The organism is Pseudomonas sp. GNP014, assembly GCF_054344005.1.
Genome location: NZ_JBTGUS010000001.1, coordinates 1,652,486 through 1,665,913, shown reverse-complemented (window position 1 = coordinate 1,665,913; position 13,428 = coordinate 1,652,486). Strand labels below are relative to the sequence as shown.

16 protein-coding genes and 1 pseudogene are annotated in these 13,428 nt (G+C 60.8%); 11 read left to right on the top strand and 6 right to left on the bottom strand.

Going from position 1 to position 13,428, the window contains the following annotated elements:
* Positions 1-158: 158 nt before the first annotated feature.
* From ACXX9E_RS07625 to ACXX9E_RS07615, 3 genes are all read right to left on the bottom strand, one after another.
* A complete protein-coding gene (locus ACXX9E_RS07625) occupies positions 159-1,058 on the bottom strand; it encodes a phasin family protein (protein WP_336347820.1) in 900 nt (299 codons plus the stop codon).
* A gap of 10 nt (positions 1,059-1,068) precedes the next feature.
* Positions 1,069-1,491: a phasin family protein gene (locus ACXX9E_RS07620; RefSeq protein WP_123470728.1), complete on the bottom strand. Its 423-nt coding sequence runs from the start codon at positions 1,489-1,491 to the stop codon at positions 1,069-1,071.
* Positions 1,492-1,722: 231 nt separating this feature from the next.
* On the bottom strand, positions 1,723-1,998 hold the full coding sequence (locus ACXX9E_RS07615; protein WP_025110282.1) for a polyhydroxyalkanoic acid system family protein: 276 nt from the start codon (positions 1,996-1,998) through the stop codon (positions 1,723-1,725).
* A 154-nt stretch (positions 1,999-2,152) separates the two neighbouring features.
* Between ACXX9E_RS07615 and ubiE the strand changes: the two genes are divergently transcribed.
* The 11 genes and pseudogenes from ubiE to ACXX9E_RS07560 all read left to right on the top strand — a co-directional run bounded on the left by ubiE (position 2,153) and on the right by ACXX9E_RS07560 (position 10,302).
* The gene (gene ubiE, locus ACXX9E_RS07610) at positions 2,153-2,923 is read left to right on the top strand and encodes a bifunctional demethylmenaquinone methyltransferase/2-methoxy-6-polyprenyl-1,4-benzoquinol methylase UbiE (RefSeq protein WP_003220857.1); all 771 of its coding nucleotides are present in this window, start codon (positions 2,153-2,155) and stop codon (positions 2,921-2,923) included.
* Positions 2,923-3,546 (top strand): ubiquinone biosynthesis accessory factor UbiJ, encoded by a 624-nt coding sequence (locus ACXX9E_RS07605; protein ID WP_222833831.1) that lies wholly within the window; start codon positions 2,923-2,925, stop codon positions 3,544-3,546. Before ubiE ends, ACXX9E_RS07605 begins: the two co-directional genes overlap by 1 nt.
* Positions 3,543-5,147 carry a ubiquinone biosynthesis regulatory protein kinase UbiB gene (gene ubiB, locus ACXX9E_RS07600; protein WP_123470724.1) on the top strand — a complete coding sequence of 535 codons (1,605 nt, stop codon included), beginning with the start codon at positions 3,543-3,545 and terminating at the stop codon, positions 5,145-5,147. The genes ACXX9E_RS07605 and ubiB overlap by 4 nt, the downstream gene beginning before the upstream one ends.
* Before the next feature lie 122 nt (positions 5,148-5,269).
* Positions 5,270-5,671 (top strand): phosphoribosyl-AMP cyclohydrolase, encoded by a 402-nt coding sequence (gene hisI / locus ACXX9E_RS07595; protein WP_123470722.1) that lies wholly within the window; start codon positions 5,270-5,272, stop codon positions 5,669-5,671.
* Positions 5,664-5,996: a phosphoribosyl-ATP diphosphatase gene (locus ACXX9E_RS07590; protein WP_007909355.1), complete on the top strand. Its 333-nt coding sequence runs from the start codon at positions 5,664-5,666 to the stop codon at positions 5,994-5,996. The genes hisI and ACXX9E_RS07590 overlap by 8 nt, the downstream gene beginning before the upstream one ends.
* Positions 5,997-6,021: 25 nt before the next feature.
* Positions 6,022-6,303 (top strand): twin-arginine translocase TatA/TatE family subunit, encoded by a 282-nt coding sequence (locus tag ACXX9E_RS07585; RefSeq protein WP_123470720.1) that lies wholly within the window; start codon positions 6,022-6,024, stop codon positions 6,301-6,303.
* A gap of 10 nt (positions 6,304-6,313) precedes the next feature.
* A complete protein-coding gene (tatB, locus tag ACXX9E_RS07580; protein WP_123470718.1) occupies positions 6,314-6,772 on the top strand; it encodes a Sec-independent protein translocase protein TatB in 459 nt (152 codons plus the stop codon).
* Positions 6,769-7,560, top strand: a complete 792-nt coding sequence (tatC, locus tag ACXX9E_RS07575; protein ID WP_083367258.1) for a twin-arginine translocase subunit TatC — start codon at positions 6,769-6,771, stop codon at positions 7,558-7,560. Before tatB ends, tatC begins: the two co-directional genes overlap by 4 nt.
* Entirely contained in the window at positions 7,557-8,264 is a 708-nt protein-coding gene (locus ACXX9E_RS07570) for a 16S rRNA (uracil(1498)-N(3))-methyltransferase (protein WP_123470716.1), read from the top strand. Before tatC ends, ACXX9E_RS07570 begins: the two co-directional genes overlap by 4 nt.
* A 121-nt stretch (positions 8,265-8,385) precedes the next feature.
* A pseudogene (locus ACXX9E_RS07565) lies at positions 8,386-9,447 on the top strand (methyl-accepting chemotaxis protein); the annotation flags it as partial.
* Positions 9,430-10,302, top strand: a complete 873-nt coding sequence (locus tag ACXX9E_RS07560) for a methyl-accepting chemotaxis protein (RefSeq protein ID WP_371921338.1) — start codon at positions 9,430-9,432, stop codon at positions 10,300-10,302. The pseudogene ACXX9E_RS07565 and the gene ACXX9E_RS07560, both read left to right, overlap by 18 nt.
* A gap of 154 nt (positions 10,303-10,456) precedes the next feature.
* Here ACXX9E_RS07560 and ACXX9E_RS07555 read toward each other — a convergent pair whose 3' ends face one another.
* The 3 genes from ACXX9E_RS07555 to ACXX9E_RS07545 all read right to left on the bottom strand — a co-directional run bounded on the left by ACXX9E_RS07555 (position 10,457) and on the right by ACXX9E_RS07545 (position 13,081).
* Positions 10,457-11,191 (bottom strand): amino acid ABC transporter ATP-binding protein, encoded by a 735-nt coding sequence (locus tag ACXX9E_RS07555; protein WP_123470712.1) that lies wholly within the window; start codon positions 11,189-11,191, stop codon positions 10,457-10,459.
* Complete coding sequence (locus ACXX9E_RS07550) at positions 11,184-12,143, bottom strand: amino acid ABC transporter permease (protein ID WP_128615767.1); 960 nt, start codon at positions 12,141-12,143, stop codon at positions 11,184-11,186. The genes ACXX9E_RS07555 and ACXX9E_RS07550 overlap by 8 nt, the downstream gene beginning before the upstream one ends.
* Positions 12,144-12,283: 140 nt before the next feature.
* Positions 12,284-13,081: a transporter substrate-binding domain-containing protein gene (locus ACXX9E_RS07545; RefSeq protein WP_041071500.1), complete on the bottom strand. Its 798-nt coding sequence runs from the start codon at positions 13,079-13,081 to the stop codon at positions 12,284-12,286.
* Positions 13,082-13,428 lie beyond the last annotated feature (347 nt).

Here is a 13,428-nt window from a genome sequence, read left to right as displayed (position 1 = left end):
TCCATAATCGGTAAGGTCTTTCAGGTCGGTGTATAGCGTGAGACACCTCGTTCGGTCCCCTCTCCCTCTGGGAGAGGGCTAGGGTGAGGGGCTGTTGGAATTCAGATACAAAAACGCCCGACCTTCACAGGCCGGGCGTTTTAATTTGCCCTGAAGAATCAGGACTGACTGGTTGGCGTCGACGGGGTCGATACAGCAGTCGGGGTGGCCGCCGGAGTCGGCGCTGCGGCGGAGTTCGACGCACTCACCGGAGCTGCCGGGGTGGCCGGTTTGGCTGCAGCAGGTGCGGCCGGTTTCGGCGCAGCGGCTTTCGGCGCAGCCGGTTTTTTCACTGCCGGTTTCTTCGCCGCAGCAGGTTTCGCTGCAGGCTTGGCAGCCGGTTTGGCGGCAGCGGTTTTGGCGGCGGGTTTAGCTGCAGTTTTAGTCGCAGGTTTTGCTGCCGGTTTCGCGGCGGCTTTAGCGGCAACCGGCTTGGCTGCGGCTTTGGCTGCTGGCTTGGCGGCGGCGGTTTTCGCAGCGGCTTTGGCTGCAGGCTTGGCCGCTGCTTTGGCCAGAGGCTTGGCGGCAGTTTTCGCAGCCGGTTTAGCCGCTGCGGTTTTCGCTGCCGGTTTGGCTGCAGCGGTTTTCGCCGCTACCGGTTGGGTTTTCAGACCGGTGAGTTTCTCGATCTGCTTGGTCAGGGTTTCAACCTTGCTGTGCAGCGCTTTCACTTCATTGCGGCTTGGCACACCCAGGCGCGAAATCGCGCTGTTCAGGCGCTTGTCGAAAGCCCCTTCCAGCTCGTCCCACTTGCCCAGTGCGCGATCTTTCACGCCGCTGATGCGCGACTTGGCCGAAGAAGCGGAGTCCTTGGCGGCATCGACTTTTTTGCCGACTGCTGTCTTGGTGAGCTTCTCGGCTTTCTCGCCGTCTTTGACCAGTGACTCGAAGAGTTTGCTGCCGTCAGTGTCGATCTTCGAGTACACGCCTAAACCAGCCAGCCAGATTTTGCGGGAGTAGTCTTCGACTTTCCCAATCCACGAGCTGCCTTCTTTATCGGTGTTCTTTTTACCAGCCATCCCGTTCTCCTTAAGATTTACGCGCGACGCGTTCGAGCAATGCCGTCAGCTCATCGAGCTTAGCAGAGAGTGTCTCAACGTCATGTTTAGACGGAATGCCGATACGATTCAAGGCACTTGCAACACGGGAGTCGAACGCCTTCTCGACCTTGTCGAGCTGGACTTCGACACGACCCTTGAACGAGCTGACTTCGTCCTTGACGTCATCAATCTCGGCGTTGGCTGCTTCGAGTTTTTCGGTGACAGCTTTTTTGCCTTTCTTTTCAACAGTTTGACCAGCCTTGATCAACTCCTGAAAGTAGTCGCTGCCTTCTTGGCCGACCTTGGTGTAGGCACCCAGGCCTGCCAGCCAGATCTTGCGGGCATAGGATTTGACGTCGCTCAGAGCAGAAGTCGAAGCGTCGATTTTTTTCTTCAAAATGACTTTGGCCATGGTGCACCTCACGCGCAGAAGGTTTGAGGAACTGCCCGCAAAGGTGTCGGGCTCAGGCACAAAGTAGGGAGAAAAATTAGAAACGGCACCCTAACAACTGACATAAACAGCAGGAGCACCACAGAACAAATGCAGGAGTGAGCCTGCTCGCGATTGAGGTCTGTCAGTCAACATTGCGGTGACTGACAGACCCCAATCGCGAGCAGGCTCACGCCTACAGGGGATCGTATTTCAGACCAGGGCCTTGTCGAGGGCCTTCTCGATCTCGGCTTTGATCATGCCGCTCATGGCCGACATCATGATGCCCAGTTCCACATCGACCTTGATCGAATCGTCGGCCACATGCACCGCGCCTTTCACGCCCGAGCGCTTGAGGTTCAGGGTGTCGCCCGACCACTGCGGCTCCAGGCCATATTGATCGGAGAGTTTCTGCGCCAGCTTGTCGGCCTTCTCGCGGGCGGCTTCCTTGCCCAGGTTGTGGGCACGCTCAACACTGATTTTGGCCATTGAATGACTCCTGCTTGATGAATAGGTCTCGGTAAATCTTGACCGCGTCTGCGGCAAATCGTCCCGAAGGTTGCCCATCTTACCTTTAGCCATTCCAAGACAAAGCATGGCTTGGGGATTAGAATGTCGCGCATTCTCTTTTGGTGACAGCGATATGACTGATCAGCGCAAAGGCAGCGATGCCGAACCCACCACACACTTCGGCTTCAAAAACGTTCCGGAAAGCCAGAAAGCGGAAAAAGTCGCTGAGGTCTTCCACTCGGTAGCGGCGAAATACGACCTGATGAACGACCTTCTGTCGGGCGGCATGCACCGTCTGTGGAAGCGTTTCGCGATCGAATTGTCGGGCGTGCGCAGCGGCAACCGCGTGCTGGACATCGCTGGCGGCACGGGCGACCTGACCAAAAAGTTCTCCCATCTCGTTGGCCCGACCGGCCAGGTGGTGCTGGCCGACATCAACGAATCCATGCTCAAGGTCGGCCGTGATCGTCTGCTGGATCTGGGCGTGTCGGGCAACGTCGAATTCGTTCAGGCGGATGCCGAAAAGCTGCCGTTCCCGGACAACCATTTCGACTGCGTGACCATCGCCTTCGGCCTGCGCAACGTGACGCATAAAGAAGACGCCCTGCGCTCGATGCTGCGCGTGCTCAAGCCCGGCGGTCGCCTGCTGGTGCTGGAGTTCTCCAAGCCGACCAACGCGCTGATGTCGAAAGCCTACGACGCCTACTCGTTCGCCTTCATGCCGCTGATGGGCAAGCTGATCACCAACGACTCGGAAAGCTATCGCTACCTGGCCGAATCGATCCGCATGCACCCGAATCAGGAAACCCTGAAGTCGATGATGGTCGACGCCGGTTTCGACCGCGTGACCTATCACAACATGACCGCAGGCATCGTCGCCCTGCACCGCGGCATCAAGCCCTGATGTTGCTCACCGGGCTGCTCGCCAGCGTTGAACTCGGTCTGAACCGGGTGCTGCGTCTCGACAGCACGGCGCTGCCGCGGCTGGCGCATCTGACCGGCAAGGTGATTGCCGTCGATTGCCGCAGCCCGGCGCTGCAACTGTTCATCCTGCCGAGCGATGAGGGCCTGATGCTGGCCGCGCACTGGGAAACCGCTGTCGACTGCACTTTGCGTGCGCCCGCGTCGAGCCTGGTGAAACTGGCCGTGAGCAAGGACAAGACCGCAGTGCTGCACGCCCCGGAAGTCGAGCTCGACGGTGACAGCGGCGTGCTGCTGGAGCTGGCCGGCGTGCTGCAGGATCTGGAGCTGGACTGGGAGTACGAACTCTCGCGCTGGCTGGGTCCGGTCGCCACGCAGCTGGTGGGCGGTCATCTGCGCAGCCGCGCGCGCTGGTATCAACAAGGATTTGCCAGCCTCAACCAGAACCTCGCCGAATACCTCGCCGAAGAATCGCGCACCCTCGTCGGGCAGCGCGAGGCCGAAGCGCGGTTCAGCGAACTGGACCGGATCAAACTTGATCTGGAACGTCTCGAGGCGCGTTTCGAGCGCCTTTCCCGATCCCTCGACCCAAGCGATAACGCATGAAGCTGCTTGCCGTCCGCCGTCTGTTGCGCATCCAGCGCGTCGTGATCCGCTACCGCCTCGATGACCTGCTGTTCGAGTTGCCGCTGCCCTGGTTTCTCCTGGCGCTGCGCTACGTGCTGCCGTGGCGCTGGTTCCCGCGCAAGCCGCTGGACCTGAGCCGTGGCGCACGCCTGCGCCTGGCCCTGCAGGACCTGGGGCCGATCTTCATCAAGTTCGGGCAGATTCTCTCGACCCGCCGCGACCTGTTGCCGGAAGACATCGCCGATGAGCTGATGCTGCTGCAGGACCGCGTGCCGCCGTTCGATTCACAGCTGTCGATCAAGCTGATCGAAGAGCAACTGGGCAAGAAGATCAGCGAAGTGTTCAGCCGTTTCGACGTCGAACCGCTGGCCTCGGCCTCGGTGGCGCAGGTGCATGCCGCACAGCTGAAAACCGGCGAAGAAGTGGTGGTCAAGGTGATCCGTCCGGGCCTGAAACCGGTGATCGCTCAGGATCTGGCGTGGCTGTTCATCCTCGCCCGCGCCGCCGAAAAAGTCTCCGCCGACGCCCGCCTGCTGCACCCGGTGGACGTGGTGCAGGACTACGAGAAAACCATCTACGACGAACTCGACCTGCTGCGCGAGGCGGCCAACGCCAGCCAGTTGAAACGTAACTTCGAAGGCTCGCCGCTGCTCTACGTGCCACAGGTCTACTGGGACTGGTGCCGGCCGAAAGTGCTGGTGATGGAGCGCATCTACGGGATTCAGGTGACGGATCTGGCGACCCTCGCCGACCAGCGCACCGACATGAAGATGCTCGCCGAGCGCGGCGTGGAGATCTTCTTCACCCAAGTGTTCCGCGACAGTTTCTTCCACGCCGACATGCACCCGGGCAATATCTTCGTCAGCACCGTCAACCCGTGGAGCCCGCAGTACATTGCGATCGACTGCGGCATCGTCGGCAGCCTGACCCCGGAAGATCAGGACTATCTGGCGCGCAACCTGTTCGCCTTCTTCAAGCGCGACTATCGCCGCGTGGCGCAACTGCACATCGACTCGGGCTGGGTGCCGGCGGAAACCAAACTCAACGAATTCGAAGCGGCGATCCGTACCGTGTGCGAACCGATCTTCGAAAAACCGTTAAAAGATATTTCATTTGGCCAGGTGCTGATGCGCCTGTTCCAGACCGCACGACGCTTCAACATGGAAGTTCAGCCACAGCTGGTGCTGCTGCAAAAGACTCTGCTGAACATCGAAGGCCTCGGCCGTCAGTTGTACCCGGACCTGGATCTGTGGAACACCGCGCAGCCGTTCCTCGAACGCTGGATGCGCGAGCGCATCAGCCCGAAAACCTTGATCGGCAACGTGCAGAGCCAGTTTGAACAGCTGCCGCACCTGGCCAACATGGCGCGCGACCTGCTCGAACGCATGTCCCAACCGCACGCCAAGGACCCGCCACCACCGTGGCACAAACGCAAGGATGACTGGTTCCTGCGCCTGCTCGGCAGCGCTCATCTGGCAGGCGGCACCATCCTTGCCGCCGGTGGCCCGTTGCACGAACTGGGGCATTGGCCGGCAGGCATCATGGTGGCAGTCGGCTTGTATCTGGTCGTTCGCCGATAGCACGAATCAGCTGCAAGTTATAAGCTGCGAGCTGCAAGCTTGACGACACAGATACACCGCAGCCTGCTTTTACTTGCAGCTTGAAGCTCGAGACTCGAAGCTGCTTTTTTCAGGAATTGAAGATGAAAAACTGGCTGGACGAGATCAAGTGGGACGCTGACGGCCTGGTGCCGGCCATTGCCCAGGATCACAAAACCGGACGTGTGCTGATGATGGCCTGGATGAACCGCGAAGCCCTGGAGCTGACGGCGGCAGAAAACCGTGCCATCTACTGGTCACGTTCCCGTGGCAAGCTGTGGCGCAAGGGCGAAGAGTCCGGCCATGTGCAGACCCTGCATGAAATGCGTCTGGACTGTGATGCCGACGTAATCATCCTGATGGTCGAACAGATCGGCGACATCGCTTGCCATACCGGCCGTCAAAGCTGCTTTTACCGCGTCTTCGAAAACGGCGACTGGAAGACAGTCGACCCGGTCCTGAAAGACCCGCACGCTATCTATTGCGCAGGACACAAACATGAGTGACACCCTGACCCGCCTGGCCGAAGTGCTCGAAGAGCGCAAAGGCGCAGCCGCCGACAGCTCGTATGTGGCTAGTCTGTATCACAAGGGTTTGAACAAGATTCTGGAGAAAGTCGGCGAAGAGTCGGTCGAAACCATTATTGCCGCCAAGGACGCCGCGATCAGCGGCGACTGCAGCGATGTGATCTACGAAACCGCCGACCTGTGGTTCCACAGCATGGTCATGCTCGCCCAACTGGGGCAGCATCCGCAGGCCGTGCTGGATGAACTGGATCGCCGCTTCGGCCTGTCCGGACACGTCGAGAAAGCCTCGCGTCCGTCCGCCTGAACAACTTCTAGAGAGGAACAGCAACATGGGCATTTTTGACTGGAAACACTGGATCGTCATTCTGGTTGTCGTGGTGCTGGTGTTCGGCACCAAGAAACTGAAAAACCTCGGCACCGACGTCGGTGAGTCGATCAAGGGCTTCCGCAAAGCCATGAACGACGACGAGAAACCCGCTGCCGATCCGACCGTAACGCCTGCACAACCGGTGCCACCGGTGCAGCCGCAAACGACCGCTCAGGCCAACCCGCCGCACACCATCGACGTGCAGGCGCAGAAAGTCGAAGAGCCGATTCGCAAAGACGTGTGAGCACTGACTAATGTTTGGTATCAGCTTCTCTGAACTGCTGCTCGTCGGCCTCGTCGCCCTGCTGGTGCTGGGTCCCGAGCGTCTGCCGGGCGCTGCGCGCACCGCCGGCCTGTGGGTCGGGCGGCTGAAGCGCAGCTTCAACGCGATCAAACAGGAAGTTGAACGTGAAATCGGTGCCGACGAGATCCGTCGGCAACTGCACAACGAGCACATTCTGTCGCTGGAGCAGGAGGCGCGGAAGATTTTCACGCCGGTTCAGCAGGAACCGACGCCGGTCGAGCACGTGGGTGAGCAGACGATTCACAGCCCTGCTGCTGCGACACCACCTGCAGCCGCCAGTGCACCTGTCATGACACCGACTGAACCAGCGCCCGCCGCTGCTCAAACTTCGGTTGAACACGTTGCTCCAGCCGCCGCGCCTGTTGCGCCGGCCCCTCACGACCCCACATTGCCGCCGCGAGCCCCATGAGCGATCTCCCCGAAAACGACCAGCACATGCCGCTGGTTTCGCACCTCACCGAGTTGCGCACCCGCCTGCTGCGTTGCGTGGCGGCGATCTTCATCATCTTCGCCGGGCTGTTCGCCTTCACCCAGCAAATCTACACCTTCGTCTCGACGCCGCTGCGCCAGTACCTGCCGGTCGGCGCGACGATGATCGCCACCGACGTGTCATCGCCGTTCCTGACACCGCTGAAGCTGACGATGATGGTCTCGCTGTTCCTCGCGATCCCGGTGATCCTGCATCAGATCTGGGGCTTTATCGCGCCGGGCCTGTACAAGCATGAGAAGCGCATCGCGGTGCCGCTGCTGGTTTCCAGCATTCTGCTGTTCTACACCGGCATGGCGTTCGCCTATTACTTCGTGTTCCCGCTGATCTTCAAGTTCTTCGCTGCGGCCACCCCGGCCGGCGTGGAAATGATGACCGACATCGCCAGTTACCTCGATTTCGTCATGACGCTGTTCTTCGCCTTCGGCGTGGCGTTCGAGATCCCGGTGGCTGTTGTGTTGCTGGTGTGGATTGGCGTGGTCGACGTCAAATACCTGAAAAAGATCCGCCCGTACGTGATCATCGGCTGCTTCGTGGTCGGCATGATCCTGACGCCGCCGGACATCTTCTCGCAGACCCTGCTGGCCGTGCCGATGTGGATGCTGTTTGAAATCGGCATCCTGTTCGGTGGGCTGATCAGCAAGCGCGAACGCCCGGACGAAACCCCGGCCGACGATCACAACGACCAGCCGCCAGCGACCCAGGCATGAACCTGCTGTTGCTCGAAGAGGCCGACTTCATCGCGGCCGACCGCGTCGTGCTGCGTGACCGGCGCCTGACCCACATGCAGGAAGTGCATCGCTCCGAAGTCGGTGACAGCCTGCGGGTCGGGCGTATCAATGGCCTGATGGGTTCGGCCGAACTGCTGCGCCTCGAGGCCGGCGAAGCCGAACTGCGCGTCACCCTCGATCAGCCACCGCCGGCCAAGCTGCCGCTGACCCTGGTGTTGGCCCTGCCGCGTCCGAAGATGCTGCGGCGGGTGTTCCAGACCGTGGCGACCATGGGCGTATCGAAGGTCATTCTGGTCAACAGCTACCGGGTCGAGAAGAGCTTCTGGCAGACGCCGTTCCTGGAGCCGGAAGCAATTCGCGAGAATCTGATCCTCGGTCTCGAGCAGGCCCGCGATACCGTGCTGCCGGACATCATCATTGAGAAACGCTTCAAGCCATTCGTCGAAGACCGCCTGCCGGCGATCACCGAAGGCACCCTTGGCCTGGTCGGTCATCCCGGTAACTACCCGCCGTGCCCGCGTGCGCTGAGCGAACCGGTGACACTGGCGATCGGCCCGGAAGGCGGCTGGATCCCCTACGAAATCGACCTGTTGGGCAAGTCCGGCCTGCAACCGGTGCAACTGGGCGAGCGCATCCTGCGCGTCGAAACCGCCGTCACCGCCCTCCTCGCCCGCCTGTTCTAAACCCGACGCGCAACCTCTGTGGCGAGGGAGCTTCACCCCGGATAAATGGCGTTACAGATTGCCATCACTCGGCCGATACCCTCTCCATAAGTCCAATTAGTGGTCCGAGGGGAGTCGTCGCATGTACCGTTGGTTAGCCGAGAATCTTGGGAACGTCAGTGTCAAACGCAAGCTGGGCATCGGTTTCGGCCTGGTGCTGTTGCTGACGCTGTTGATTACCTTCACCGGCTGGACCGGCATGGGCGGCATCATCAGCCGCGGTGACAAGCTCGGCTTCATCTCCAGCCTCAATGAGCTGACCAAGGACCTGCGCCTGGCCCGTCTGGACTATGAAGCTCGTCGTGGCGAACAAGGCCCGGGCGCGGTCAATGAGCTGTTGGCCAAACTCGCCAGCGGCCTGCAAACCGCGCGCGGTCTGATCGAGCAGCCTTCTGATGCGGCGATGGTCGATCAGCAACTGGCCGCCGTCGCCGAGTACAAGCGCGCCTTCGCCGAGATGACCCAGGCCACCGTGCAGCGCGAAGACGCGCGCAGCAAACTCGGCGCCAATGCCGACAATGCCGTGGCCAAGGTCGCGGAAGTCGAGAAATCCCTGCTGCAGGGTGACAGCGTCGCGCAATTCAACAGCGTGATCGAGCTGAGCAAACTGTTGCAGCAGGCGCGTTATCAGGTGCGCGGCTACACCTACAGCGGCAAGGCCGATGCGGAGCAGCCCGCGCTGGATGCCATCGACAATGCCCTGAAAAACCTCGACAGCCTGCCGGCGAAATTGCCCGAGCAGCACATCGCCAACCTGCAACAGGCCACCGACTCGATCAAGGCCTATCGTGCGGCAGTCGCTCAGTTCCGCGACTCGCAGGTGAACAATGCCAGGGCCGGGGCCACCATGACGGCTCAGGGCGACATCCTCCTCGACGTCAGCAAGAAGCTCACCCAATCGCAAACCGTGGTGCGCGACACCGATGCCGCGCACGCCAAGAACATGTTGATCATCGCCACCCTGCTCGCCGTGGCCTTCGGCCTGCTGGCCGCCTGGGCAATCACCCGGCAGATCATCATCCCGCTGAACCAGACCCTGAAAGTCGCCGAACAAGTGGCCGCCGGTGATCTGACCCACAACCTCGTGTCGCAACGCCGCGACGAACTCGGGCAGTTACAGCGCTCGATGCAAAGCATGACCCAAGGCCTGCGCGAGCTGATCGGTGGCATCAGCGATGGCGTGACCCAAATTGCCAGCGCTGCCGAAGAGCTGTCGGCGGTCACCGAGCAGACCAGCGCCGGGGTCAACAATCAGAAGATCGAAACCGACCAGGTCGCCACCGCCATGAACGAAATGGCCGCCACCGTGCAGGAAGTCGCGCGCAACGCCGAAGAGGCGTCCGAAGCTGCCGTGGCCGCCGACCAGCAGGCCCGCGAAGGCGACAAGGTGGTCGGTGAAGCGATCGCGCAGATCGAGCGTCTGGCGGTTGAAGTCGGTCATTCCACCGAAGCCATGGGCGAACTCAAGCGCGAAAGCGACAAGATCGGCAGCGTGCTCGACGTGATCAAATCTGTGGCCCAACAAACCAACCTGCTGGCGCTCAACGCCGCCATCGAAGCCGCCCGTGCCGGTGAGGCGGGTCGTGGTTTTGCCGTGGTCGCGGATGAAGTGCGCAGCCTCGCCCAGCGCACCCAGAAGTCCACCGAAGAGATCGAAGAGCTGATCGTCGGCCTGCAAAACGGCACCCAGCAAGTGGCGACGATCATGGACAACAGCCGCTCCCTGACCGACAGCAGCGTCGAACTGACCCGTCGCGCCGGTGGTTCGCTGGAAAGCATCACCCGCACCGTGTCGGCGATTCAGGCGATGAACCAGCAGATTGCGGCAGCAGCCGAGCAGCAGAGCGCTGTGGCTGAGGAGATCAACCGTAGCGTGCTGAATGTGCGGGATGTGTCGGATCAGACCTCGGCGGCCAGTGAAGAGACTGCGGCGTCCAGTGTTGAGCTGGCGCGGCTGGGGACGCATTTGCAGACGTTGGTGGGGCGCTTCAAGGTTTGAGGTGATTCATCTGCCTCGGTTCACTGGGAACCGAGGTGATGCTATCGCTGGCAAGCCAGCTCCCACAGGATTTATGTCGATCACAACGGTTGTGTTCAACCCACTCACTGTGGGAGCTGGCTTGCCAGCGATGGCGTCCGAGGGGACGCCGCCGTTACAGGACCTGACGCAGGAAAGCCTGAGCGCGCGGATCCTTCGGTGCATCAAAGAACTCTGCCGGCGCCGCATCTTCCAGCAACTTGCCGTGATCGAAAAACAACACCCGATCCGCCACTTCCCGGGCAAAACCCATTTCGTGGGTGACGCAGACCATGGTCATGCCTTCCACGGCCAACCCCTTCATCACGTCCAGCACTTCACCGACCATTTCCGGGTCGAGGGCCGACGTCGGTTCGTCGAACAGCATCACTTTCGGGTCCATCGCCAGCGCCCGGGCAATCGCCACGCGCTGTTGTTGACCGCCGGACAGGCGTGAAGGGTATTCCCGCGCCTTCTGTGCGATACCGACCTTCTCCAGCAACGCCAGGGCCTTGGCCTCGCTTTCCTTCTGCCCGCGCTTGCGCACGACTTTCTGCGCGAGGCAGAGGTTTTCCAGCACGGTCATGTGCGGGAACAGGTTGAAGTGCTGGAACACCATGCCGACTTCGCGGCGGTAGGCGTTGACGTCGGTTTTCGGGTCGGCCAGTTGCAGGCCGTCGATGCTGACCGAACCCGAGTCGAACGCTTCCAGACCATTGAGGCAACGCAGGAAGGTCGATTTGCCGGAACCCGACGGACCGATCACCACCAGCACTTCGCCCTTGGCCACCGTGGTAGTGACGTTATCCACAGCGCGGACTACCTGACCACGGGTGTCGAAGACTTTTACCAGATCGCGGACTTCAATCACTTTGCGCGAGCCTCCGCTCAAGCCGGCTGGCGATTTTCGACAGCGGCAGGTTGATCAACAGGTACAGGCCGGCGACGCAGAACAGGATTTCGAACGGCGAGAACGAGGTGGTGATGACTTCGCGACCACTTTTCAGCAGCTCGGTAATCGCAATCACCGACACCAGCGAGGTGTCCTTGACCAGACTGATGAACTGCCCGGCCAGCGGCGGCAGCACGCGTTTCAGCGCTTGCGGCAGCACCACGTGACGCATCGACTGGCCAGCGCTCAAGCCGAGCGAACGCGCCGCTTCGTTCTGCCCACGGGCAATCGACTGCACGCCGGAACGGATGATCTCCGCCACGTAGGCGCCAGTGAACAGCGACAGCGCGGCGATCCCGGCGAATTCCCGGGACAGGTTCATCACCGTGCCGATGAAGAAGTAGAAAATGAAGATCTGCACCAGCAGCGGCGTACCGCGCACCAGTTCGACGTAGATGCTCGACAGGTCGCGCAGGGTCGGGTTGCTCGACAGGCGGCACAGCCCGGTGACCAGACCGATCAACAACCCGAGCACGCCAGACACCACCGACAGCCACAGCGTCGTCCACAGCCCCCACAACAACGGCCCTGCGGCCCAATGCCGGGTCACGCCCACGACGTCGCCTTCAGCCACATCGTCGCCCTGAGCGAATTGCAGGCTGTTCTCGTCGACAGTCAGGTGCTGCTCGTCACCGGCGTCATTACGCAGGGTGACTTGGGCGCTGCCGCCCTTGCGCACCAGTTCGGTGACCGTGGAGATATCGGTAGCACGCTGGGATTCTTCGGCCTGATAGGCGAAATACTGTGGCACGCGGTTCCAGCGCCATTCGTAGGACATCAGCGACGTGGCGTAATACAACGCGCCCGCCAGGCCGACCAACACCAGCACGGTGAGGACGTGCCAGGGCCATTGGGCTTTTTTCTGTTTCATTGCAGGTTCCGGATTTTGTGTTGCTCTGGAGGGCCTCTTCGCGAGCAAGCTCGCTCCCACAGTGGATTTGTGGTGTTCACACAATCACTGTGGGAGCGAGCTTGCTCGCGAATGGGGCAACTCGGTCTATCTGACCGGGCTTATTCCATGTCCTTGAGCCACTCGGTGCTCTTGAACCACTTGTCATGGATACGATCGTAGGTGCCGTCTTCGTGGATCTGGTGCAGGAAGTTGTTGATGAAGTTGAGGCTGTCGTAGTCGCCCTTCTTCAGACCGAAGGCCAGCGGCTCGTAGGTGAACGGCTTGTCGAGGAACACCAGTTTGCCGGCGCCGACCTTGTTCACCGCCACCACGTTGTACGGCGCGTCGTAGATGAAGGCGTCAGCCTTGCCATTGACCACGTCGAGCACCGCTTCCTGCTCGTTGTCGTAGCCGTGGTATTTGGCTTTGGCGATCAGTTTCTTGGCGACCATCTCGCCGGTGGTGCCGAGCTTGGAGGTGATGCGGTAGTCGGCGGTGTTCAGGTCTTTATAGGACTTGATGGTGCCTTCCAGCTCCTTGCGGATCAGCAGGGTCTGGCCGACAACGATGAACGGTTCGCTGAAGTTCAGGCGCAGGTTGCGCTCCTGGGTCAGGGTCATGCCGCTGCCGATCATGTCGAATTTGTCGGTCATCAGTGCCGGGATGATCCCGTCGTAACCGGTCGACACCAGCTCCAGCTTGACGCCCATGGCCTTGGACATGGCTTTGAGGATGTCGACTTCGAAGCCGATGATCTCGCCGCGCTTGTTGGTCATCTCGAACGGCATGTAGGTCGGGTCCATGCCGACTTTCAAGGTGCCGCGCTTGACCGCGTCGTCGATCGCGCCGGCGTGCGCCGCATTGACTGCAACCAGTGCCGTGACGCCGACCAGCAGCATCGACAGATACTTCTTCATCTTCAAGTCCCCAAAACCATTGCAATTGCGGCGCGAAAACCAACAGAGGCGGGCAAAAAAGCCCGGGTGCGCCAATTCGGGGACGGATGCTAACGCACTCGTTTTTTTGCACAAGGTTTAATGGACGATTTGTTTAACAATCAAGAGCTGACCCTCATCGGAACGCCGCCCAGCCCTCTCCCTGGGGGAGAGGGGGCCGACCGAGGTGTCTCAAGCTATACGCCGACCTGAAAGATCGAGTCGATTATGGATTCAACCCAGCAAGATCAGGTCGACGTAACGCTGAAGCATCCCCCGATCAGTCCCCTCTCCCTCTGGGAGAGGGCTAGGGTGAGGGCCTTTTTCAG

Bases quoted from the DNA above. Each gene is read 5' to 3' on its own strand.
- ACXX9E_RS07615 (WP_025110282.1), bottom strand. From the start codon at position 1,998: ATGGCCAAAATCAGTGTTGAGCGTGCCCACAACCTGGGCAAGGAAGCC.
- ACXX9E_RS07605 (WP_222833831.1), top strand. From the start codon at position 2,923: ATGTTGCTCACCGGGCTGCTCGCCAGCGTTGAACTCGGTCTGAACCGG.
- hisI (WP_123470722.1), top strand. From the start codon at position 5,270: ATGAAAAACTGGCTGGACGAGATCAAGTGGGACGCTGACGGCCTGGTG.
- ACXX9E_RS07550 (WP_128615767.1), bottom strand. From the start codon at position 12,143: ATGAAACAGAAAAAAGCCCAATGGCCCTGGCACGTCCTCACCGTGCTG.
- ACXX9E_RS07545 (WP_041071500.1), bottom strand. From the start codon at position 13,081: ATGAAGAAGTATCTGTCGATGCTGCTGGTCGGCGTCACGGCACTGGTT.
- ubiE (WP_003220857.1), top strand. From the start codon at position 2,153: ATGACTGATCAGCGCAAAGGCAGCGATGCCGAACCCACCACACACTTC.
- tatB (WP_123470718.1), top strand. From the start codon at position 6,314: ATGTTTGGTATCAGCTTCTCTGAACTGCTGCTCGTCGGCCTCGTCGCC.
- ubiB (WP_123470724.1), top strand. From the start codon at position 3,543: ATGAAGCTGCTTGCCGTCCGCCGTCTGTTGCGCATCCAGCGCGTCGTG.
- tatC (WP_083367258.1), top strand. From the start codon at position 6,769: ATGAGCGATCTCCCCGAAAACGACCAGCACATGCCGCTGGTTTCGCAC.
- ACXX9E_RS07585 (WP_123470720.1), top strand. From the start codon at position 6,022: ATGGGCATTTTTGACTGGAAACACTGGATCGTCATTCTGGTTGTCGTG.
- ACXX9E_RS07590 (WP_007909355.1), top strand. From the start codon at position 5,664: ATGAGTGACACCCTGACCCGCCTGGCCGAAGTGCTCGAAGAGCGCAAA.
- ACXX9E_RS07620 (WP_123470728.1), bottom strand. From the start codon at position 1,491: ATGGCCAAAGTCATTTTGAAGAAAAAAATCGACGCTTCGACTTCTGCT.
- ACXX9E_RS07625 (WP_336347820.1), bottom strand. From the start codon at position 1,058: ATGGCTGGTAAAAAGAACACCGATAAAGAAGGCAGCTCGTGGATTGGG.
- ACXX9E_RS07570 (WP_123470716.1), top strand. From the start codon at position 7,557: ATGAACCTGCTGTTGCTCGAAGAGGCCGACTTCATCGCGGCCGACCGC.
- ACXX9E_RS07560 (WP_371921338.1), top strand. From the start codon at position 9,430: ATGCAAAGCATGACCCAAGGCCTGCGCGAGCTGATCGGTGGCATCAGC.